Source organism: Massilia genomosp. 1, from assembly GCF_011682185.1.
Classification (GTDB): Bacteria; Pseudomonadota; Gammaproteobacteria; order Burkholderiales; family Burkholderiaceae_D; genus Telluria_A; species Telluria_A rubra.
Genome location: NZ_WHJF01000086.1, coordinates 1 through 20,767 on the forward strand (window position 1 = coordinate 1; position 20,767 = coordinate 20,767).

At 62.9% G+C, this 20,767-nt stretch carries 18 protein-coding genes; 8 read left to right on the forward strand and 10 right to left on the reverse strand.

The window, feature by feature from the left end:
* Nucleotides 1-212: 212 nt before the first annotated feature.
* The 6 genes from F1735_RS24975 to F1735_RS25000 all read left to right on the forward strand — a co-directional run bounded on the left by F1735_RS24975 (nt 213) and on the right by F1735_RS25000 (nt 8,444).
* Nucleotides 213-1,586: an NAD(P)-dependent oxidoreductase gene (locus tag F1735_RS24975; protein ID WP_167239447.1), complete on the forward strand. Its 1,374-nt coding sequence runs from the start codon at nt 213-215 to the stop codon at nt 1,584-1,586.
* Nucleotides 1,579-2,856, forward strand: a complete 1,278-nt coding sequence (gene preA / locus F1735_RS24980) for an NAD-dependent dihydropyrimidine dehydrogenase subunit PreA (protein WP_167239448.1) — start codon at nt 1,579-1,581, stop codon at nt 2,854-2,856. Before F1735_RS24975 ends, preA begins: the two co-directional genes overlap by 8 nt.
* A gap of 137 nt (nt 2,857-2,993) precedes the next feature.
* The gene (locus F1735_RS24985) at nt 2,994-4,475 is read left to right on the forward strand and encodes an NCS1 family nucleobase:cation symporter-1 (RefSeq protein WP_167239449.1); all 1,482 of its coding nucleotides are present in this window, start codon (nt 2,994-2,996) and stop codon (nt 4,473-4,475) included.
* Between the two features lie 28 nt (nt 4,476-4,503).
* Entirely contained in the window at nt 4,504-5,895 is a 1,392-nt protein-coding gene (gene hydA / locus F1735_RS24990) for a dihydropyrimidinase (protein ID WP_167239450.1), read from the forward strand.
* Nucleotides 5,896-5,930: 35 nt separating this feature from the next.
* Nucleotides 5,931-7,169 (forward strand): Zn-dependent hydrolase, encoded by a 1,239-nt coding sequence (locus tag F1735_RS24995; protein ID WP_167239451.1) that lies wholly within the window; start codon nt 5,931-5,933, stop codon nt 7,167-7,169.
* A gap of 114 nt (nt 7,170-7,283) precedes the next feature.
* Nucleotides 7,284-8,444: a zinc-dependent alcohol dehydrogenase gene (locus tag F1735_RS25000; protein ID WP_167239452.1), complete on the forward strand. Its 1,161-nt coding sequence runs from the start codon at nt 7,284-7,286 to the stop codon at nt 8,442-8,444.
* Between the two features lie 133 nt (nt 8,445-8,577).
* Here F1735_RS25000 and F1735_RS25005 read toward each other — a convergent pair whose 3' ends face one another.
* A complete protein-coding gene (locus F1735_RS25005; RefSeq protein WP_167239453.1) occupies nt 8,578-10,335 on the reverse strand; it encodes an allantoate amidohydrolase in 1,758 nt (585 codons plus the stop codon).
* 77 nt (nt 10,336-10,412) lie between these two features.
* A complete protein-coding gene (locus F1735_RS25010) occupies nt 10,413-11,351 on the reverse strand; it encodes a LysR substrate-binding domain-containing protein (RefSeq protein WP_166892993.1) in 939 nt (312 codons plus the stop codon).
* A gap of 122 nt (nt 11,352-11,473) precedes the next feature.
* Between F1735_RS25010 and F1735_RS25015 the strand changes: the two genes are divergently transcribed.
* Nucleotides 11,474-12,691: a urate hydroxylase PuuD gene (locus tag F1735_RS25015; RefSeq protein ID WP_167239454.1), complete on the forward strand. Its 1,218-nt coding sequence runs from the start codon at nt 11,474-11,476 to the stop codon at nt 12,689-12,691.
* Nucleotides 12,692-12,709: 18 nt separating this feature from the next.
* A complete protein-coding gene (locus F1735_RS25020) occupies nt 12,710-13,939 on the forward strand; it encodes a M20/M25/M40 family metallo-hydrolase (protein ID WP_187364352.1) in 1,230 nt (409 codons plus the stop codon).
* 80 nt (nt 13,940-14,019) lie between these two features.
* On the opposite strand, the gene F1735_RS25025 is transcribed toward F1735_RS25020, so the two are convergent.
* The 8 genes from F1735_RS25025 to F1735_RS25060 form a co-directional block, all read right to left on the reverse strand.
* Nucleotides 14,020-16,368, reverse strand: coding sequence for a S9 family peptidase (locus F1735_RS25025; protein WP_167239455.1), 2,349 nt, complete (start codon nt 16,366-16,368; stop codon nt 14,020-14,022).
* 122 nt (nt 16,369-16,490) lie between these two features.
* On the reverse strand, nt 16,491-16,898 hold the full coding sequence (locus F1735_RS25030) for a DUF6691 family protein (RefSeq protein ID WP_167239456.1): 408 nt from the start codon (nt 16,896-16,898) through the stop codon (nt 16,491-16,493).
* Complete coding sequence (locus tag F1735_RS25035; RefSeq protein WP_167239457.1) at nt 16,895-17,335, reverse strand: YeeE/YedE family protein; 441 nt, start codon at nt 17,333-17,335, stop codon at nt 16,895-16,897. Before F1735_RS25035 ends, F1735_RS25030 begins: the two co-directional genes overlap by 4 nt.
* Nucleotides 17,313-17,660, reverse strand: coding sequence for an ArsR/SmtB family transcription factor (locus F1735_RS25040; RefSeq protein ID WP_167239458.1), 348 nt, complete (start codon nt 17,658-17,660; stop codon nt 17,313-17,315). Before F1735_RS25040 ends, F1735_RS25035 begins: the two co-directional genes overlap by 23 nt.
* 397 nt (nt 17,661-18,057) lie before the next feature.
* Entirely contained in the window at nt 18,058-18,324 is a 267-nt protein-coding gene (locus F1735_RS25045; RefSeq protein WP_166893013.1) for a hypothetical protein, read from the reverse strand.
* A gap of 260 nt (nt 18,325-18,584) precedes the next feature.
* Complete coding sequence (locus F1735_RS25050) at nt 18,585-19,274, reverse strand: Imm26 family immunity protein (protein ID WP_167239459.1); 690 nt, start codon at nt 19,272-19,274, stop codon at nt 18,585-18,587.
* A gap of 58 nt (nt 19,275-19,332) precedes the next feature.
* Nucleotides 19,333-20,034, reverse strand: coding sequence for an Imm26 family immunity protein (locus F1735_RS25055; protein ID WP_167239460.1), 702 nt, complete (start codon nt 20,032-20,034; stop codon nt 19,333-19,335).
* Between the two features lie 41 nt (nt 20,035-20,075).
* On the reverse strand, nt 20,076-20,765 hold the full coding sequence (locus F1735_RS25060; RefSeq protein WP_167239461.1) for an immunity 26/phosphotriesterase HocA family protein: 690 nt from the start codon (nt 20,763-20,765) through the stop codon (nt 20,076-20,078).
* Nucleotides 20,766-20,767 lie beyond the last annotated feature (2 nt).

Sequence of the window (20,767 nt, forward strand, 5' to 3'; positions counted from 1 at the left end):
AACCTGAGGGCGCGCGACGCCGACTGGTCCAAATCCGCCCCGGGCGCCCCGCACGCTCGGCGCCCCCGCGCCGGCGGGGGCCCAAGTGCGCCCCGTCGCCCGGTTCGGCTCAGGGCACTGGGGCCCCCGCCGGGGGGGGGGCGACGGCGATCAGGTTAGCGTCGACGCTCCGCAAAGTGGGTGAACACATTACAAAGACAGGGATGTAAAAAATGATCGAATCTCTCAAGCACCTGCCGCACGCGGCCAGTTCCAGCACCGCACTGGCCGAACAGTTCACCGACCTCGCACCGGCGCTGACGAGCCGCCAGGCCGCCATCGAAAGCGCCCGTTGCCTGTACTGCTACGACGCGCCATGCACGCGCAGCTGTCCGTCCGAAATCGACGTGGCCAGCTTTATCCGCAACATCCACGACCAGAACATCAACGGTGCGGCGGCGGGCATCCTCAAGCAGAACATCCTGGGCGGCAGCTGCGCCCGCGTGTGCCCGACCGAGATCCTGTGCGAAGACGCCTGCGTGCGCAATCACGATGAAGAAGGCCAGCCCGTCAAAATCGGCCTGCTGCAACGGCACGCGCTCGATCACGCCTCCTTTACCTCTTACCCGTTCCAGCGCGCCGAGCGCACCGGCAAGAAGATCGCCGTGGTCGGCGCCGGGCCGGCCGGCCTGTCGTGCGCGCACCGCCTGGCCATGCTGGGCAACGATGTCGTCATCTTTGAAGCACGCGCCAAGTCCGGCGGCCTGAATGAATACGGCATCGCCAAGTACAAGCTGACCGGCGACTTCGCCCAGCGCGAGGTGGAGTTCTTGCTCAGTATCGGCGGCATCGACGTGCAGCACGGGCGCATCCTCGGCGTGAACCTGCACCTGCACGAGCTGCACGCGCAGTACGACGCCGTGTTCCTGGGCCTGGGCCTGAACGCCAGCCGCCAGCTTGGACTGACCGGCGAAGACGCGCCGGGCCTGATGGCGGCGGTTGACTACATCGCCGACCTGCGCCAGGCCACCGACCTGGCCACCTTGCCGGTGCCCAAGCGCGCCATCGTCATCGGCGCCGGCAACACGGCGATCGACATGGCGGTGCAGATCAAGCGCCTCGGCGCCGAAGACGTGACCCTGGTGTACCGGCGCGGCTTCGAGTCGATGAGCGCGACGCACCACGAACAGGATATCGCCAAGGCCAATATGGTGCGCATCCGCACCTGGGCGGCGCCGCTGGAAGTGCTGCTCGACGATGCGGGCCGCGTGCGCGGCATGCGCTTTGAAGAAACGCGCCTCGATGGCGCTCGCCTGATCGGCACCGGCGCCTTTATCGAGATCGCCGCCGATGCCGTGTTCAAGGCGATCGGCCAGAGCATGGACCCGGTGGGTTTGTCGGACCAGATGGCGCAGCAGATGACGCGCGAGGGCGACAAGATCCACGTCGACGCGCAGTTCCGCACGGCGCTGACGGGCATTTACGCGGGCGGCGATTGCGTCGCCCCGGGGCAGGACTTGACGGTTCAAGCAGTCCAGCATGGCAAGCTGGCGGCGATGGCCATTCACAATGACATCCAATTCAAGGTGGAGGCTTCCCATGGCTGACCTGAGCATCGAATTTTGCGGCATCAAGTCCCCCAATCCGTTCTGGCTGGCGTCCGCGCCACCGACCGACAAGGCCTACAACGTGGTGCGTGCCTTCGAGGCGGGATGGGGCGGGGTGGTCTGGAAGACGCTCGGCGAAGATCCGGCCGCGGTCAACGTGTCGTCGCGCTACTCCGCCTTGTACGGCAAGAACCGCGAGGTGATCGGGTTTAACAACATCGAACTCATTACCGACCGCTCGCTGGAGATCAACCTGCGCGAAATCACGCAGGTGAAAAAGGACTGGCCCGATCGCGCCATGATCGTCTCGCTCATGCTGCCGTGCGAAGAAGCGCTGTGGGCCGAGATTTTGCCCAAGGTCGAGGCGACCGGCGCGGACGGCATCGAGCTCAATTTCGGCTGCCCGCACGGCATGCCGGAACGCGGCATGGGCGCGGCGGTGGGGCAGGTGCCCGAATACGTGGAGATGGTTACGCGCTGGTGCAAGAAGCACTCGACGCTGCCGGTGATCGTCAAGCTCACGCCGAACATCACCGACGTGCGCAAACCCGCGCGCGCGGCCAAGGCCGGTGGGGCCGATGCGGTTTCGCTGATCAACACCATCAACTCGATCACGCACCTGGACCTGGACCGCATGGTGGCGCTGCCGATCGTGGGCAATGCGAGCACGCACGGCGGCTACTGCGGCGCGGCGGTCAAGCCGATTGCGCTGAACATGGTGGCCGAAATCGCGCGCGATCCGGAGACGCATGGCTTGCCGATCTCGGGCATCGGCGGCATTGGCAACTGGCGCGATGCGGCCGAATTCATCGCGCTCGGCGCCGGATCGGTGCAGGTATGCACCGCCGCGATGCTGCACGGATTCCGCATCGTGGAAGAGATGAAGGACGGCCTGTCGCGCTGGATGGACGAGAAGGGCTACAAGACCATCGCGGAGTTTTCGGGCAAGGCGGTACCCAATACGACCGACTGGAAATACCTGGACATGAACTACCAGGTGATCGCCCAGATCGACCAGGACAAGTGCATCAAGTGCGGCAAATGCTATGTGGCGTGCGAAGATACGTCGCACCAGTCGATCGCCCAGTTGATCGACGCGGCCGGTACGCGCACGTACGAAGTGATCAAATCCGAGTGCGTTGGGTGTAATCTGTGCGAGATTACCTGCCCGGTGGAGGCGTGCATCACGATGGTGCCGCAGGAGACCGGGAAGGCGTATATGAACTGGACGCAGGACCCGCGTAATCCGAGGGCCGAAGTAATCAGTTAGCCTTCTAGCCGTCGTTCCCGCGCATGCGGGAACCCAAGTCTTCTCCGTAATCACAGGCGGATCGACTAACTTGGGTTCCCGCCTGCGCGGGAACGACGGTGTTAGCGTTCCCGTGTCATCAATAGGAGATCCCCACTGTGAGCAACGACCTGTCCGCCAACACCCAGCTCTGGAACGAAGACCTCGCGCCCACCTCCGACGCGCAGCGTACCTGGCGCTGGTATCACTTTGCCGCCTTGTGGGTCGGGATGGTCATGTGCATCCCGGCCTATACGCTGTCGGCCAGCCTGATCGAAGGCGGCATGTCCGGCTACCAGGCGGTGCTCACGGTCTTCATCGCCAACGCCATCGTGCTGCTGCCCATGCTGCTGATCGGCCACGCCGGCACCAAGTACGGCATTCCCTACGCCGTGCTTGCGCGCGCTTCCTTCGGCACCACCGGCGCCCGCATTCCGGCCCTGATGCGCGCCATCGTGGCCTGCGGCTGGTACGGCATCCAGACCTGGTTCGGCGGCAGCATGATCTACACCTTGCTCGGCGTGATGATGGGAGCCGAAATCGGCGGCGCCAAAATCGCGGGCCTGGGCATCAACGGCATGCAGCTGCTGTGCTTTCTCGCGTTCTGGGCGATCCAGTTCTACTACATCGTGCATGGCATGGAGTCGATCCGCAAGCTCGAAACCTGGACCGCGCCACTCAAGATCCTCATCTGCTTCGTGCTGCTCGGCTGGGTCCACAACAAGGCCGGCGGCTTCGGCCCGCTGCTCGAACAGCCATCCCAGTTTGTCGAAGGCGGTAAAAAGGCAGGCCAGTTCTGGTCCACCTTCTGGCCCTCGCTCACCGCCATGGTGGGCTTCTGGGCCACGCTGGCGCTGAACATTCCCGACTTCACGCGCTTCGCCAAAACCCAGCGCGACCAGGTCATCGGCCAGTCGGTCGGCCTGCCGGTGCCAATGGGCCTGCTGGCGGCGCTGGCCGTGATCGTCACTTCGGCCACGGTGGTCTTGTACGGCAAGGCGATCTGGGACCCGGTCGACCTGGCCAGCCGCATGACCGGCATCGCCGTGCTGATCGCGCTGATCGTGCTGCTGGTCGATACCGTCAGCGTCAACCTGGCCGCCAACCTGGTCGGCCCGGCCTATGATTTTTCGTCGCTGGCGCCCAGGCACATCACCTACCGCACCGGCGGCTACATCACCGCCGGCATCGCGCTGGTGATGATGCCGTGGAAGATCCTCGAATCGACCGAGGGCTATATTTTCACCTGGCTGATCGGCTATTCGGCGCTGCTCGGTCCCATCGCCGGCATCCTGATCATCGACTACTACTTCATCCGCAAGACCGAACTCCATGTCGCCCACCTGTATCGCGACGATGGCGTCTACTCGTACGGGAACGGCTGGAACGTGGCGGCGGTCGTCGCGTTTGTCGCCGGCGTGCTGCCGAACATCCCGGGCTTCCTGAACGCTGCGTTTCCGGCCTCGTTCCCCGGCGTGGGCGCCTTGTTCAAGATACTGTATACATATGCATGGTTCGTCGGCATTGCCATTTCCGCAGTGGTGTACGGCGTGATGATGAAGGGGAAGGCAGTACCGACCCTCGCTACCATCCGTACCTGAATATCCGTTTGCCTTACAGGAGAGATTTATGACCACGATTATCCGCGGCGGCACGGTTGTCAACGCAGACCGCGCCTTCCGCGCCGATGTGCTCTGCGACGGCGACAAGATTGTCGCCGTCGGCGAGCGGCTCGATGCGCCCGTTCATGCCACCGTGATCGACGCCAGCGGCCAGTACGTCATGCCCGGCGGGATCGACACGCACACCCACATGCAGCTGCCGTTCATGGGTACCGTGACGGCCGACGATTTCTTTACCGGCACCGCCGCCGGACTCGCGGGCGGTACCACGACCATCATGGACTTCGTCATTCCGAACCCGCAGCAGTCCTTGCTGGAGGCGTACCACATGTGGCGCGGCTGGGCCGCCAAGTCGGCCGGGGATTACACCTTCCATGTGGCGGTCACGTGGTGGAGCGAGAAGGTGCATGAAGAAATGGGCGTGCTGGTGCGCGATCATGGTGTAAACAGCTTCAAGCACTTCATGGCGTACAAGAACGCCATCATGGCCGACGACGAAACGCTGGTGAAGAGCTTTACGCGCGCGCTGGAACTGGGCGCGATTCCGACCGTACACGCCGAAAATGGCGAACTGGTTTTCCAGTTGCAGCAAGACCTGCTCCGCAAAGGCATTACCGGCCCGAGCGCGCATCCGCTCTCGCGTCCTCCCGAGGTGGAGGCGGAAGCGGCCAACCGCGCCATTGCGATTGCCAATGTGCTTGGCACGCCGGTATATATCGTGCATGTGTCGTGCGCCGAATCGCTCGATGCGATTGCGCGCGCGCGGGCCAAGGGCCAGCGCGTGTACGGCGAGGCGCTGGCGGGGCACCTGGTGATCGACGACAGCGTGTACCAGAGCGCGGATCTCGATTTCGCGCGCGCTCATGTGATGAGCCCTCCGTTTCGCAGCAAGCACCATCAGGGGGCGCTGTGGCAGGGACTGCGCGGCGGTAACCTGCATACGACGGCCACCGATCACTGCACCTTCTGCGCCGAGCAAAAGGCGGCGGGCCAGGACGACTTTACCAAAATTCCCAACGGCTGCGGCGGCGTCGAGGACCGCATGTCGGTGGTGTGGGATGCGGGCGTCAATTCGGGCATGCTCACGCCATCCGAATTCGTGCGCGTGACATCGACCAACGCGGCGCAGATTTTCAATATGTACCCGCGCAAGGGCGTGGTGGCGGTGGGGGCCGATGCCGACCTGGTGGTGTGGGACCCGGAAGGCACGCGCACCATTTCGGCCAGCACGCAGTTCGCCAGGGGCGGTTTCAACGTCTTCGAAGGACGCACCGTCAAGGGCATTCCTTCGCATACCCTGCACGCGGGGAACATGGTGTTTGCAAAGGGCGAGCTGCGCGCGGTCGAAGGCGCGGGGCGGCATGTGGACCGGCCCGCATTCACCAAGACCCATGCCTGATATCCCGTCGCATGTCTTCAACCCTGGAGTGAGCAATGAACGATCTGCGCATTAACGGCGAGCGCCTGTGGGCCTCGCTGATGGAACTGGCCAACATCGGCGCCACGCCAAAAGGCGGCGTCAAGCGCCTCGCCCTTACGGACCTCGACAAGCAAGGGCGCGACCTGGTGGTCGGCTGGGGCAAGCAAGCCGGCATGTCGATCACGGTCGACCAGATCGGCAACGTCTTCATGCGCCGCGAAGGCCGCAATCCGGCGCTGCCGCCGATCATGACCGGCAGCCATATCGACACCCAGCCGACCGGCGGAAAATTCGACGGCAACTACGGCGTGCTCGCTGGCCTGGAAGTGGTGCGCACCCTGAACGACCAGCACATCACGACCGAAGCACCGGTCGAAGTGGCTTTCTGGACCAATGAAGAAGGCTCGCGCTTCGTGCCGGTGATGATGGGCTCCGGCGTCTTCTGCGGCGCCTTCAGCCTGGAGACGGCCTACGCCGCCAAGGACACCGAAGGCAAAAGCGTGCGGGACGAACTGGCGCGCATCGGCTACATGGGCGAGCAGGTCCCCGGCCAGCACCCGATCGGCGCCTATTTTGAGACCCATATCGAACAAGGCCCGGTGCTGGAAGACGCCGACAAGGTGATCGGCGTGGTGCCGGCCGTGATGGGATTGTCGTGGTACGACTGCGTGGTCACCGGCATGGAGGCGCACGCCGGCCCCACGCCCATGGGCCTGCGCAAGGATGCGCTGCAGGTGTCCACCCACATCATGCAGGAGGTGGTGAAGATCGCGAACCGCTATCCGCCTTATGGGCGCGGCACGGTGGGCATGGTGCAGCTGTTCCCGAACAGCCGCAACGTGATTCCGGGCGAGGTCAAATTCAGCATCGACCTGCGCAACGTGAACGATGCACTGCTCAACACCATGCACGAGGAGATGCTGGCGTTTATCGACAAGACGCGCAGCGACTCCGGGCTGGCCATGTCGATCGAGCGCGTCTCGTACTATCCGCCTTGCCCCTTCCATCCGGACTGCGTGGGCGCGGTGCGCGAGGCGACCGCCAAACTAGGCTACTCGACGATGGACGTGGTGTCCGGCGCCGGCCACGACGCCATTTACGCCGCCCGCCTGGCCCCGGCCGGGATGATTTTCGTGCCCTGCAAGGACGGTATCAGCCACAATGAAATCGAGGACGCCAAGCCGGAGCACCTCGAAGCCGGCTGCAATGTGTTGCTGCATGCCATGCTGGAATGGGCGAAAATCGTTAGCTGATAATTTCAGTTAAGAAATCACGTCGGCGTTCTCCTACCGCCACGTACGGACTGTGCTGATTCGTGCGTCGGAGTTTGCTTGTTACGCTGTCCTTTTCCATGAGGAGGACAGTTCATGCGCGCTTTAACCTATCACGGCAGCAACGACGTCAAGGTTGACAACGTACCCGACCCGATTTTGCAGGAGCCGGACGACATCATCCTGAAAGTGACTGCCACCGCGATCTGCGGGTCGGACCTGCACATGTATCGCGGGAAGATTCCGGCGATGAAAAGCGGCGATATCCTGGGCCATGAATTCATGGGCGAAGTCGTCGAGATTGGGCCCGGCGTCACCAGGCTGCAAAAAGGCGAACGGGTGGTGGTGCCGTTCGTGATCGCCTGCGGCAGCTGCTTTTTTTGCGATATGGACCTGTATTCGGCGTGCGAGACGACCAACCCCGATCGCGGTTCGATCATGAACAAGAAAAGCCTGCGCTCGGGCGCGGCGCTGTTCGGTTTCAGTCATTTGTATGGCGGCGTGCCGGGCGGGCAGGCCGAGTACGTGCGCGTGCCGAAGGCGAATGTGGGGCCGATCAAGATTCCCACGAATCTGGCGGACGAACAGGTGCTGTTCCTGAGCGATATCCTGCCGACCGGTTATCAGGCGGTGCTCAACACGGGCGTGGGCAAGGGCGGGAGCCTGGCGATTTTTGGCGCGGGGCCGGTGGGGCAGATGGCTGCGGCCAGCGCGCGCATGCTGGGGATCGAGAAGATTTTCATGGTCGACCATCACAAGTTCCGGCTTGATTTTGCACAGAAAACCTATGGCGTCATTCCGATCAATTTCGAAGACTGCGACGCTGCGCAGTTCATCCTCGAGCACACCGATGCGCGCGGTGTCGATGGCGTGGTGGAGGCGGTCGGCTTCGAAGCGAAGGGCAGTGCGGTGGAAACCGTGATGACCAGCCTCAAGCTCGAAGGCAGCAGCGGCAAGGCGCTACGCCAGTGCATCGCGGCGGTGCGGCGCGGCGGGATGGTCAGCGTACCGGGTGTGTATGCCGGCTTTATTCACGGCTTCCTGTTCGGCGATATCTTCGAGAAGGGCATCGGGATCAAGGCGGGGCAGACGCACGTGCAGAAGCATATGCCGGAACTGCTCAAGTTCATCGAGGAAGGCAAGCTGCATCCGGATGTGATTATCTCGCACCGCCTGAATTTGTCCCAGGCGGCGGAGGGCTACAAGATGTTCGATAAAAAAGAGGACGAGTGCCGCAAGGTGGTGCTGACGCCGTGATAATGGCCGTTCATGCCACTGCCAACACAGTCGTCGTTCCCGCGCAGGCGGGAACCCAAGTTCGCAATGCAGCTTAGCGACTCAACAAAATTGGGTTCCCGCCTGCGCGGGAACGACGAAACTGGCGACGGAGCTAGGCGAGGCCGCGCAGGAAATCGAGCAGCACCTGCGCCGCCATCTCCGCATCGTCCGCCGTCATGGTTTCGAGCCGGTTGTGGCTGATCCCGCCATTGCCGCAACGGACAAACAACATGGCCACATCGGTGATCTTGGCCATCGCCATCGCATCATGCCCGGCGCCTGAAGCGAGCTCGTGACGCGGCAAGCCTGCGCGTTCGATCGCCTCGCCGAGTCGCTCCATCAACGCCGGCGCGCACGGCGCGGCCGGCGCCGAGACAATCTGCTCGATCTGCATGTCCACGTGGCGGCGCCCGCAGATCGCTTCGATGCCGTCCAATATGTCCTTGACCGCGGCGTGGCGCACGGCGTCGTCCGCGGCGCGGATATCGAGCGACAGCTTGCAGTGGCCAGGAATCACATTCACCGATCCGTTCGGTACCTGTAACTGGCCCACCGTGCCCACCAGCGACCCGGCGCCGCTGCAGCGCCGCTCGACCAGCAGCACGATTTCCGCCGCCGCTGCCGCCGCATCCTTGCGCATGTTCATCGGCGTGGTGCCCGCGTGGCTGGCCAGCCCGGTCAGCTCGACCAGGTAACGCGAGCTTCCGGCAATCGCGGTCACCACGCCGACCGCGAGGCCGCGCTCGAGCAGCACCGGACCCTGTTCGATATGCACTTCCACGAACCCCAGCAAGTCGGCCGGATTGCGCGCAATACCCGCAATCGCCTCGGGATGGTGGCCGGCCGCCGTCAGCGCTTGCAGCATGGTGATGCCGGCGGCGTCCACCTGCTCCAGCAGCGCCATGTCGAACTGGCCGATCACCGCGTTACTGCCCAAGAAGGTACTGCGAAAGCGCACGCCTTCTTCTTCCGCAAAACCGACTACTTCAAGGTGATACGACAGGCGCTCGCCGCGTTCGTGCAGGTGGCGCACCACCGCAATCGGCAGCAGGATGCCGAGGCGACCGTCGTACTTGCCGCCATCGCGCACGGTGTCGTAGTGCGAGCCGGTCATCAGCGTCCTGGCATCCGGGTCGAGCGACAGGTAGCGCCCGACTACATTGCCGACGGCGTCGATGGCGGTCTCCATGCCGGCTTCGCGCATCCACGTGGCCAGTTGCGCAGCGGTGCGCTGGTGTACGCCGGTCATGTAGGAACAGGTCAGGCCATCGTCCGCTTCGCTCCATGCACCGATGGTCTCGGCCCATTGCATCACGGTGGGGCCGAATGCGGGCGTGAGTGCAAGCAGGTCGTTGATGCGCAGTTCGGCGATGCGGTGGATCTGGCGCAAGCTCTCTGCCATTTCGTCTTGGCGCTGGTTTTTCAGGCGCCGCGTGAAGGTATCGATGATCGCGCTGCGTGTCAGGCCATTGCCGTCCGGCCCCTTGACCGCGAGGATGAATGGAAAGCCGAAGCGGGCGTTGTAGTCGGCATTGAGCTTGTGCAGGGTCGCATATTCTTCCGCGCTGCACAGGTTCAGGCCGGACCTGGCCTGTTCCTTGGTGGACTCCTGCGTCAGTTCACCGGCGATGGCGGCTTTGCCGGCCAGTTCGGGGTGGGCGCGGATCAGGCCAAGCTGTTCGTCCACGCTGGCCTTGGTCACCGCCGTTTGCAGCGCGTGCTTGAGCGCCGCGACGGTGGCAAACGGGCGTCCCGTAGGGCCCCCCGTCAATGCACGTTCGGGAATCCACGGCGAGTGTTCATAGATGCCGCGCAGGGTGTCGACAAAGGCCGCCGCATCGCAGCTGTTCAAATCCGTTAGTGTAGTCATGGGTATTCCATCTTTGATGACCGATCATAAGCGCTGGCCGCGTTGCGAACATACGAGCCAGCTGATAAGCGCTATCGCTACTGCTGCACCAGCGCCTTGGCCGCCGCGCTGACCTGGTCGCGCAGCCATTTGTGCTCGGGCGCCTGGTGTACGCGCTCGTGCCACAACTGGTAAAACCGCATCGGCGGGAACTTGACCGGCACCGTGAAGCTCTTGAGCGGCAGTGTCTTTTCGTAAAAGCGCATGAACTGGCGCCCGGTGGTCAGTACCAGGTCGGTTTGCGTCAGCATATACGGAATCAGGCCGAAATAGGCCGATTCCACCGCCACCTTGCGCTGCATGCCCTGGCGTTCGAGGAAGGCGTCGATCACGCCGTGGTAACCGGGCAGCATCTGCGACGGCGCCACGTGGGGCAGGGTGAGGTAGTCCTCGACCGTCATGGCGTCGCTGGCGGTGCGCTTGGCGTACGGGCTGTCGGCGCGCATGGTGCAGATGATCGGGTCTTCGAACAGCTTGGAGATGTGCAGGTGCGCGGGAGGCTCGTCCCAGTTGGCGATGACAAGGTCCATGTCGCCATCCGAGAGCATGCGGACGTAATCGACCCCGCCCCCCAGGCTGTGGATCACCACGCGGCTGTTGGGCGAACCGCGCCGCAGTGCCGCCACCACGTTCGGCAGGAACTGGCTGTCGAGATAATCCGGCGCGGCGATGTGGAAGGTGCGCGCTTCTTCCTGCGGCACGAAAGGCGATTTTTTAACGAACAGGCTCTCGGTTTCGTCGAGGATGCGCTTGGCGGGTTTGAGCAGGCTCTCGCCATGCTGGGTCGGCACCATGCCGCGCGCGCCGCGCACCAGCAGCGGGTCCCCGGTCAGTTCGCGCAGTTTGCGCAGCGAAGCCGAGATCGAGGGCTGCGGCTGATTGAGCTTGAGGGCCACGCGCGAGACGTTTTTTTCGACCAGCAGCAGGTACAAGATGCGAATCAGGTGCAGGTCGAGGTGTTGGGGAAGGCTGGACATCGTTATGTATATGATTTCGAGTATGTGGAATATACGCGATATTTCATGTCATGACACTTGAATCAGTTTATCTTGGGTAAATTCGCGCTACTATCGCCGCAGCCCACGCAACAAGGAAACCCATGGAAGTGTTCGGATACCTGCTCCCCTACGGCCTCGAATGGCTCAACCTCATCGTGCGCTGGCTGCACGTGATTACCGGTATCGCCTGGATCGGCGCATCGTTTTACTTCGTCTGGCTGGACAACACCATCCGTCCGCCCGCGCCGGGTTCCGAGCTGGCCAACAAGGGCGTATCGGGCCAATTGTGGGCGGTGCATGGCGGTGGCTTCTACAACCCGCAAAAATACCTGGTGGCGCCGGCCGAACTGCCCAAGGAGCTGCACTGGTTTAAATGGGAAGCCTATTCCACGTGGCTGTCGGGCTTTGCGCTGCTCACCATTGTGTACTACTTCAACGCGCAGGCGATGATGGTCGATAAGGCCGTGGCGGACCTGACGTCAATGCAGGCGATCGGTATCGGCATCGGCAGCCTGGTCGCCGGCTGGACCGTGTACGACCTGCTGTGCCGCTCCCCGCTCGGCCAGCGCGACCTGCCGTTCGGGATCGTGATGTTCCTGTTCCTGGTGGCCAGCGCGTATGTGCTGAACAAATACCTGAGCGGGCGCGCCGCCTACATTCATGTGGGCGCGATGATCGGCACCATGATGGTGGCCAATGTGCTCATGCTGATCATTCCGGGCCAGCGCAAGATGGTCGCGGCGATGACGTCCGGCCAGCAACCGGACCCGATCCATGGCATCAAGGCCAAGCAGCGCAGCGTGCATAACAACTACTTCACCTTGCCGGTCCTGTTCATCATGATCAGCAATCACTATGCGATGACCTACCGTCACGAGCATGCGTGGGCGGTGCTGGCCGGGATCATGGCGGCCGGTGTGTTGATCCGCCACTTCTTCAACCTGCGCCATCGTGGCCGCGTCGAGTGGCGCTACCCGGCAGCCGGCGTTGCGCTGTTGCTGGCGGTGGCGGTCGCCATCGCGCCCAAGGCGCCCGCCGCCGCGGTTGCCGGTGGTGACGCGGCGGCGCAGTTCGCGCAGGTGCGGGCCATCGTCACGCAGCGCTGCGCCACCTGCCATTCCGAGCATCCGACCCAGCCGGGGTTTGCCAGCGCACCGGCCGGCGTCATGCTGCACAACGCGGACCTGATTCACCAGAACGCAGCGAAAATTTACGAGCAGTCGGTGCGACTGAAGGTTATGCCGATCGGGAACCTGACCAACATGACCGATGCCGAGCGCGCGCAGGTCGCCGCGTGGTTCGAAGCCGGCGCCAAATAGGGACAACAAAGGATAACAATGAACGCACAAGAAAAACTGGTCGACTGGATCGACGCCCACTTCGACGAACAGGTGGCGTTTTTGCAGGAGGTAATCCGCATCCCGACCGACACGCCGCCGGGGAACAACGCGCCGCACGCGGACGCCGTGGCCAGCATGGTGGAAGCTCTCGGCTGGCGTGCCGAGAAGCATGCGGTGCCGGCGCAGGCGGTGCGCGACTACGGCATGGAAAGCATCACCAACCTGATCGTGCGCCGGCCGTATGCGGCGGGCGGGCCGACCATTGCGCTCAATGCGCATGGCGATGTGGTGCCGCCGGGCGATGGCTGGGTGCATCCGCCGTATGGCGCGGTGGTGGAAGACGGCTTCATTTACGGGCGCGCGGCGGCGGTCTCAAAAAGCGATTTTTCGACATATATTTTTGCCGTGCGCGCGCTCGAAGCGCTGGGCGTGCCGCTCAAGGGTGGCCTGGAACTGCACTTTACTTATGACGAGGAATTCGGCGGTTTGCTGGGGCCGGGCTGGCTGCTCGAAAAAAAGTTGACCAAGCCGGACTTCGTCATCGCGGCCGGCTTCAGCTACAACATCGTCACAGCGCATAACGCCTGCCTGCAGCTGGAAGTGACCGTACACGGCAAGTCCGGGCATGGCGCCATGCCGGAAACCGGGCACGATGCGCTGCAGGCGGCCACGCGCATTTTGAATGCGATTTACGGGCAGCTGCCGGAACTGAAAAAAATCAAGTCGAACGTGGCGGGCATCGATTCGCCGACCATGCTGGTGGGCCGCATCGATGGCGGGACCAATACCAACGTGGTGCCGGGGAAAGTGGTGCTGAAGATGGACCGGCGCATGATTCCGGAAGAAGATCCGGTGGCGGTGGAGGCGCAGGTGAGGGCGCTGATCGAGGACGCCGTGCGCGATGAACCGGGGATTCGGGTCGAGATCAGGCGCTTGCTCCTGTCGCACGCGCTGCGGCCCTTGCCGGGGTCGGACAAGCTGGTGGCGAGCTTGCAGAAGAATGGCAGGCAGGTGATCGGCGAGGAGATTACGGCGCAGGGCACGCCGCTGTATGCGGATGCGCGCCTGTATGGCGAGCACGGGATTCCGGCGGTGCTGTATGGCGCCGGGCCACGCACGGTGCCGGAGTCGAATGCGAAGAAGGCCGATGAGCGCCTCGCGCTGGAGGACTTACGCAAGGCGACCAAGGTGGTGGCGTTGACCTTGCTGGATTTTTTGGCGGTGTAGAATCACCGATATAACTTAGAGCCGTCGTTCCCGCCTGCGCGGGAACGACGGAGTGTAGGGTAGCGGGTTATAAATGCGAGTTACTTCAACGTCCGCTCGAACAGCTGGTAAATCCGGCGATACTGGTCGTACCAGCTTTCCGGCTGCACGAACGCGTGCCGTTCCAGTGGATAGCTGGCCAGTTCCCAGTGATCCTTTTTCAGTTCGATCAGGCGCTGCGCGATGCGCACCGAGTCCTGGTAGAACACGTTATCGTCCACCATCCCGTGCGAGATCAAGAGGTGCCCGCGCAGCTTGTCGGCATACTCGATCGGCGACGACTTGCGGTATGCCTCCGGATCGAGATCCGGCGTATTGAGGATGTTCGCAGTGTACTCGTGGTTGTAGGTCGTCCAGTCGGTCACCGGGCGCAGCGCGGCGCCGGCCTTGAACAGGTCCGGCTCGCGCATCAGCGCCATGAAGGTCATGAAGCCGCCGTAACTGCCGCCGTACACGCCAACGTTTTTCAGGTCGCCCTGGTGATTGGCGGCCATCCAGTTCACGCCATCGACGTAATCTTCCAGCTCCGGATAGCCCATCTGGCGATAAATCGCGGTACGCCACGCGCTGCCGTAGCCTTTTGAGGCGCGGTAGTCCAGGTCGAGCACGATGTAGCCCTTCTCGACCAGCAGGTTATGGAACATCTGCTCGCGGAAGTACACCGGATAGCGCTTGCTCACATTCTGCAGGTAGCCCGCGCCGTGTACGAACATCACGATCGGGTACTTCTTGCCCGGTTCCAGCGTGGCCGGGCGATACAGCTTGCCCCAGATCTGGCCCGCGCCTTTGGTCGATGGCACGGCCACGTACTGCGGCTCGATCCAGCTGCGCGCCTTGAACTTCGGCGAGCGCGTGTCGGTCAGCTTGCTTGGTGCGCCGCCGCTGACCGGCATCGTCGCCAGCTGCGTCGGCATATAGCTCGACGAGTAGTGCAGCAGCAGCTTGCGTTCGTCCGGCGACAGCGCAAACTGCTCGACGCCTTCGAGCGCGGTTACTTCGCGCAGCTTGCCGTCGGCGCTCGAGACCGTACACACTTCGTACGTGCCCGGGTTCTTCGGATTGCACATCATGTACGCGGTGGCGCCGTCTGACGACCACTGGATGCGGGTCGCTTCCCACTTGCCTTGCGTGAGCGCGCGCGTCTTGCCGTCGCCGGTGCGCGTGTGCAGGTGCGCGTAGCCGCTTTCTTCCGACAGGTACCACAGCGTGCTGTTGTCAGGCAGCCAGCCGAATTCGTTATTGCCCGAATTGACCCAGGCGTTGTCGGTGATGCGGTGGGCCGGCTTGAGCGTGGCGCCAGCCAGGTTGACGGTGGCGATCCAGCGGTCCTTGTTGTCGGCGGCGCGCAGCATCACGGCCAGGCCGGTGCCGCTGCGGTTCCATTCGAGCGCCGCGCCCTCGTCGTCCACACGCACCACGCGGTTGCCTTTCAGCTCGGGCAGTTTTTGCGCCTTGCGCAGGTCCGCCAGCGGATCGACCGTGATGCCGGGCAGGGTGTCGAAGGACAGGTCGCGCATCTCGCGCGTGGCCAGGTTGACCAGCGTGAGCGTGTGCGCGACAAGCGCGTTGCGGCCCACGCGCGGACGCTGGTCGTCGAATTCTTCGTAGCCCGATTCGGTCACGTAGCGCGGCAGCTTGCCGATGCGGCCTTTGTCGCTCACCTTGGGCGCGGTCACCAGCAGCAGCCAGCGGCCGTCCGGCGACAGGGCGCTGCCGTCGATGACGACTTTGTCGCCCAGGTAGATCGGCGCCGGCGCGCGCGTGGCGTCGGCGCGGCGTTCCTGTTCGGCGCGGTCGCGACCGGCGTCGCGCTCTTCCTTCTGGCGCTTGAGGGTGGAGATCAGGCGCAGTTGCAGGTCGCGCAGGTTGTCGGCGTCCGGCGCGGCGGCGGGGTCCTTGGTGGCGCGCACGGCGGCCAATGGCGAAATCAGGCGGTCGGCGCGATTCCAGCCGAGCCACTCGTGGCCGACGCGGAATTGCACGCCGCGCCCGTCGGCGCAATATTGGGGCGCCATGATGCCATTGCTGCCGCGTGTGATCTGGGTCAGCGCGCCGCTTTTCAGGTCGCGCTCGAACAGGTCGCCGTTGCGCAGCATGAGCGAGCGCGTGCGCTCGCGGTTATAGATAAGCTTGTCGCTGTCCAGGTTCGCCAGTTCGGCGTCGCCGACCAGGCGCGCTTTGCCGGGCGCGGCCTGGTAGATGTCGCGCAGCTGCGAACCGCTGCGTTTCTGTTTGTAGAACACCTGCTTGCCGTCCCAGCTCCACCAGGCGGTTTCCGCCGGCGTGCCGATCCAGTCGGGATGGGCCATCGCCTGGTCGAGGCTGATGGGGTCGGCGGCGACGGCGGGGATGGCCCACAGCGCGGCCAGGAAGGGAAGGATTAGGCGCATGGTAAATACAGTTCAGTAGACAATGAAAGGAAATGCGAGAAGTTGCAGGAGCGCATTCTAGCGCAGGCGCGCCGGGCGCGGGCGGCTTCCCGAGGACGCCGGGGCGCCGTTGCCTGCCGCGCTTAGGCCTTGCGCCGCGCTTCGATCACTTCGTAGATCAGCATTGCGCCCACCATGGCCGCCACGAAAACCAACGCGTCGCTGCCGCCGGTCGCCAGCGACGCCAGCGCCGGCCCCGGGCAGTAGCCGGCCACGCCCCAGCCGGCGCCGAAGGTCAGCGCGCCGAGCAGCAGGCGCCGGTCGATCTTGCGCGCGTCGGGCAGATGCAAGGGGGTCGGGCGCCGCGCCGCAATGCGGAAAGCGAGCGCCGCTACTGGAATGGCGCCGATCATCACCAAGGCCAGCGCCGGATTGAAGTTGCCGGCCAAGTCCAGAAAGCCGATCACCTTGGACGGATCGGTCATGCCCGACAGGATCAGTCCCAGGCCGAAGACCAGGCCGCTGGCGAAGGCTGTGATCACGGTTTTCATGCGCTTGCTCCGTTCAGCAGATGGCGCAGCATGAACACCGTGATGAAACCGGCCAGCATGAAAGCGGCGGTCGCGGCCAGCGAGCGGGGCGACAGGCGGGCGATGCCGCACACGCCGTGTCCGCTGGTGCAGCCGGAGCCGTAGCGGGTGCCGAGTCCGACCAGCAGGCCGCCCACGATCAGGCTCGCCTTGCCGGCTTCGACGTGTACCGCCGGCAAGGGCGCGAACAGGACGAACACGCATGGCGAGAGCACCAGTCCAAGGAGAAAGGCGATGCGCCAACCGAGTTCGCTACGAACCGGACGCAACAAGCCGCCGAGAATGCCGCTGATGCCGCCGATGCGGCCATTTAGCAACAGGAACATGGCTGCGGCCAGGCCGATCACGGCGCCGCCCGCCAACGCGCGGACGAGGTCAGGGTTGAGCGGTGGCATCATCTTGCTTCTCCGGGTTGGGCGAACAGAACTGCTGGTACAGCACGTCCATGACAGCGCTGGCCTGGGCGCTGCAGAGCGAGTAAAAGATTTGCTTGCCCTCGCGCCGGGTGCTGACCAGTTGCTCGTTGCGCAGCACGGTGAGCTGTTGCGACAGGGTCGGCTGGCGGATGCCGGTCAACTGTTCAAGTTCGCCGACGTTGCGCTCCTGGTGTGACAATTGGCACAGCAGGAACAGGCGGTCGCGGTTGACCAGCACTTTCAGCAGCGCGCAAGCCTGGTCGGCCCCGGCGAAGAAGCGTTGAAGATCGAGGTGGTGTTCGGGCATGGTGGGAACGGAAAGTCATTATCAATCTGAATAATATATCACAGCCTAGAATATGACCGCGTTAATTGTTTTGCCGACGATTGCTGAGACCGTGTCCGAATGTCAGACCTGACACCGGGGGAATTGCTGAGACCGTGTCCGAATGTCAGACCTGACACCGGGGGAGGGATGTCGGGCCTGGCATTGAGGGGGAATGCCAGGCCCGACATCGGAGGGCTTTGTGCGCTGCAGCAGTGGCAGCGCGGTCATGCGTCCGGCCACGAACGCGGCCGGTGAGAAAATCAAGCGTCTTGCTGGTCTTGCTCCGGCTCAGGGCCGTCGCGGAAGAAAATGGCAATGCGTACGGCAAAGGCAATCGCTGCCAGGGCGCCCGGGAGATATTCGATCACTTCCATGATCAACCCCGCGACGCCAGGTTGCGCAGCTCGGCAGCCAGGCTCGGATGCATGCTCTGGTAGGCATTTGCCATGACGATCAGCTTGCGATGGCTGCGCATGCGCGCACGCTCGTTCTGGGTCGGCTTGACCGCTACTTCCTGCGCGATGAACTGGCGCTCTTGCGCGGCAAACAGCGCAGCGGCAAAGGCACGGGCCGCATTGCTGACATCGGTCAGGTAATGGCGGAAGCCTTGGTTCGTCGGTTGGGTGTAGGTGGCGCTGCTCATTTGGAACTCTCCTGGATTAAACGGTGTGTTGTTGCAGTGCAGTATAGGAGAGTCGCAGCTATAAAGAAAATTTTGATTTATGATGCCTCATATCACCATCGTCAATATCAGGCGATTTCTTAGCTATATGCATTATTCGCGCCAGTGATGTTGCTGGGCAATATGAAATGTTCCGATATTAAGATGATGAAAGCGGCAAATCGGCGTGCTGTGGCGGGTTGACGCGGCTTGCGCGCAAGCGCGGCTGGCAGGCGACATGTTCAATTCCCCGTCCAATACAAGGGCTTGCCGGCCAGGTAGCGTTTGATTTCATTTTTTACATTGCGGTCGCCGCGTGAGGCATACAGGGAATGGCGTCCCGCCACTTCCGCGCTGACCGATTCGCTGATGCCGAAAACACCAACGGCAATCCAGTGCGGGTCGCCGTAGACAAAACGCAGATCCCGGTAGCGCTCGCCCGGCGCGAAGCCGGGCGTATGGCCGATGATGCGCCAGTCGCCTTCGATGCGCGCTTCGAACAGGAGATGGGAACTGATGGAGATCGGTGGAATCAGCCAGGTGTCGATCTTGCCGTAGTCAAATACCGGCTGGCCGGGCGTGTAGTCGAAAAACTCGGCAACCGCACCGATCGTACAGTCGCTGACGATACGGCCAAAGCCCCAGCGTCCATCGTCAAGCTGGAAGGCGAATATATCGCCCGGCCTGGCCTTTTGCCGCTTCGGACGTCTGGCGGTGTTGATCGCCACCTGCCTGACGTCGCGTTCTTCGACTCCGGAAACGACTTGGTCGTCAACGTTTGCCTTGAATGCGAGATTCAAGACGTATTGCAGTTCCTGCAAGGTCGGTTTGCGCGACAGGTGGTCCTGATATTCGCGGCTGACAGCACGCAGGAATTGCCGCACCGAGTCGAGTACGGCGTCCCCTGTCGTCACACTGGCCGCTTCCGGCACGTTCCACCAACCCATCTTGTCTCCTTGTCGATTGCGCCGACGGCGCCATCAGGTGCGCTTATCGGGCTGCTATGCGCGCTTGAACATGGCTGGCGATATGCTGCGCGAACAGGTAATCGTCCAGGCCGACGTAGTGCGGCAGTCCCTGCGCCTCGGCGGGGGTGATCGGCCCCTTGTTACCTTCCATATCCCGCCACATCAGCGTGTTCGGGTTGGAGCCGTACACGTAACGCAAAGCGCTGTATTTGGGGCCGAGTACAAAGTCCGGCGTATGGCCGATAATGCGCCAGTCGCCGATCGAACGTGTTTCGAGCAGCGAATAGCTCTCGATCGGCACCGGCGGCACCAGCCAGGTATCGATCCTGGTGTAATCGAAGACCGGCCGCGCGGCGAAATAATCGAAGATTTCGGCAAATGCACCGACCGAGGCGTCCGCGATGACCCGGCCGAATCCGAAACGGCCATCTTCCAGCCTGTAGGCAAACATATCGCCGGGTGTTACCTTATGCATCTTCGGGCGCATGGCGGTTTTCAGCACGACCTGCTTCGTTTCCAGTCCGTCGACGCCGTCCAGCACAGCGCTGTCGACATTGACCTTGAAGGCCAGGTTCAGCGCATATTCCAGTTCCCCCAGCGTCGGTTTGCGCGCCAGGCCTTTCTGGTATTCGTCACTGACAGCGCGCAGGAAATGCCGCACCGAGTCCAGTACCGCGTCGCCAGTGACCACGTCGGCACTATCCGGGCAATTCCACCATCCCATAGCGTTATCCTTTCACCCGGCCCACCGGTATTCGACCAGACTCATTTTCCCTTGGCGGCCAGATAGGCTTCAATGTCATGCTTCACATTCGTGTCGCCTCGGGATGAGTAAGATGGATACCGTTTTGCCACCTCCGCACTGACAGGTTCTTCATTGTCGAAAATATCGACGGCGGTCCGGTCCGGCGATCCGTAAACGAAACGCAGGTCCTTGTATCGTTCACCCGGCGTGAACTCCGGCGTGTGACCAATGATCCGCCAGTCGCCTTCAACTTTAGCTTCGAACAGCATATGGGGGCTGATCGTCAGTGGCGGAACCAGCCACGTGTCGATTTTGCTGTAGTCGAATACCGGCTGGTTGGCCGTGTAATCGAAGAATTCGGCCAGTGCACCCACCGTCATTTTGATCACGATTCGTCCAAAACCCCAGCGCCCGTCGTCAAGCTTGAACGCGAAAATGTCGCCCGGCTTGGCTTTTTGCCGCTTCGCACGCTTGGCGGTCTTGATCGTCACCTGCTTGACTTCCAGCTCTTCAAAATCCGAGACGATGTCGTCGTCGAGGTTGACCTTGAATCCGAGGTTCAGCGCATATTCCAGTTCCTGCAAGGTCGGTTTGCGCGACAAGTCTTCCTGGTACTCGCGGCTGAAGTCGATCAAAAAACGCCGTGTCAAGTCGAGCACAGTATCGCCCACGGTCAGATCCGGATTTTCCGGCGCGTTCCACCATCCCATAA

What these genes read in the sequence shown, in the direction of transcription:
- F1735_RS24975 (WP_167239447.1), top strand. Translation starts at nt 213, where the DNA reads ATGATCGAATCTCTCAAGCACCTGCCGCACGCGGCCAGTTCCAGCACC.
- preA (WP_167239448.1), top strand. Translation starts at nt 1,579, where the DNA reads ATGGCTGACCTGAGCATCGAATTTTGCGGCATCAAGTCCCCCAATCCG.
- hydA (WP_167239450.1), top strand. Translation starts at nt 4,504, where the DNA reads ATGACCACGATTATCCGCGGCGGCACGGTTGTCAACGCAGACCGCGCC.
- F1735_RS24995 (WP_167239451.1), top strand. Translation starts at nt 5,931, where the DNA reads ATGAACGATCTGCGCATTAACGGCGAGCGCCTGTGGGCCTCGCTGATG.
- F1735_RS25000 (WP_167239452.1), top strand. Translation starts at nt 7,284, where the DNA reads ATGCGCGCTTTAACCTATCACGGCAGCAACGACGTCAAGGTTGACAAC.
- F1735_RS25005 (WP_167239453.1), bottom strand. Translation starts at nt 10,335, where the DNA reads ATGACTACACTAACGGATTTGAACAGCTGCGATGCGGCGGCCTTTGTC.
- F1735_RS25010 (WP_166892993.1), bottom strand. Translation starts at nt 11,351, where the DNA reads ATGTCCAGCCTTCCCCAACACCTCGACCTGCACCTGATTCGCATCTTG.
- F1735_RS25015 (WP_167239454.1), top strand. Translation starts at nt 11,474, where the DNA reads ATGGAAGTGTTCGGATACCTGCTCCCCTACGGCCTCGAATGGCTCAAC.
- F1735_RS25020 (WP_187364352.1), top strand. Translation starts at nt 12,710, where the DNA reads ATGAACGCACAAGAAAAACTGGTCGACTGGATCGACGCCCACTTCGAC.
- F1735_RS25025 (WP_167239455.1), bottom strand. Translation starts at nt 16,368, where the DNA reads ATGCGCCTAATCCTTCCCTTCCTGGCCGCGCTGTGGGCCATCCCCGCC.
- F1735_RS25030 (WP_167239456.1), bottom strand. Translation starts at nt 16,898, where the DNA reads ATGAAAACCGTGATCACAGCCTTCGCCAGCGGCCTGGTCTTCGGCCTG.
- F1735_RS25035 (WP_167239457.1), bottom strand. Translation starts at nt 17,335, where the DNA reads ATGATGCCACCGCTCAACCCTGACCTCGTCCGCGCGTTGGCGGGCGGC.
- F1735_RS25040 (WP_167239458.1), bottom strand. Translation starts at nt 17,660, where the DNA reads ATGCCCGAACACCACCTCGATCTTCAACGCTTCTTCGCCGGGGCCGAC.
- F1735_RS25045 (WP_166893013.1), bottom strand. Translation starts at nt 18,324, where the DNA reads ATGAGCAGCGCCACCTACACCCAACCGACGAACCAAGGCTTCCGCCAT.
- F1735_RS25055 (WP_167239460.1), bottom strand. Translation starts at nt 20,034, where the DNA reads ATGGGATGGTGGAATTGCCCGGATAGTGCCGACGTGGTCACTGGCGAC.
- F1735_RS25060 (WP_167239461.1), bottom strand. Translation starts at nt 20,765, where the DNA reads ATGGGATGGTGGAACGCGCCGGAAAATCCGGATCTGACCGTGGGCGAT.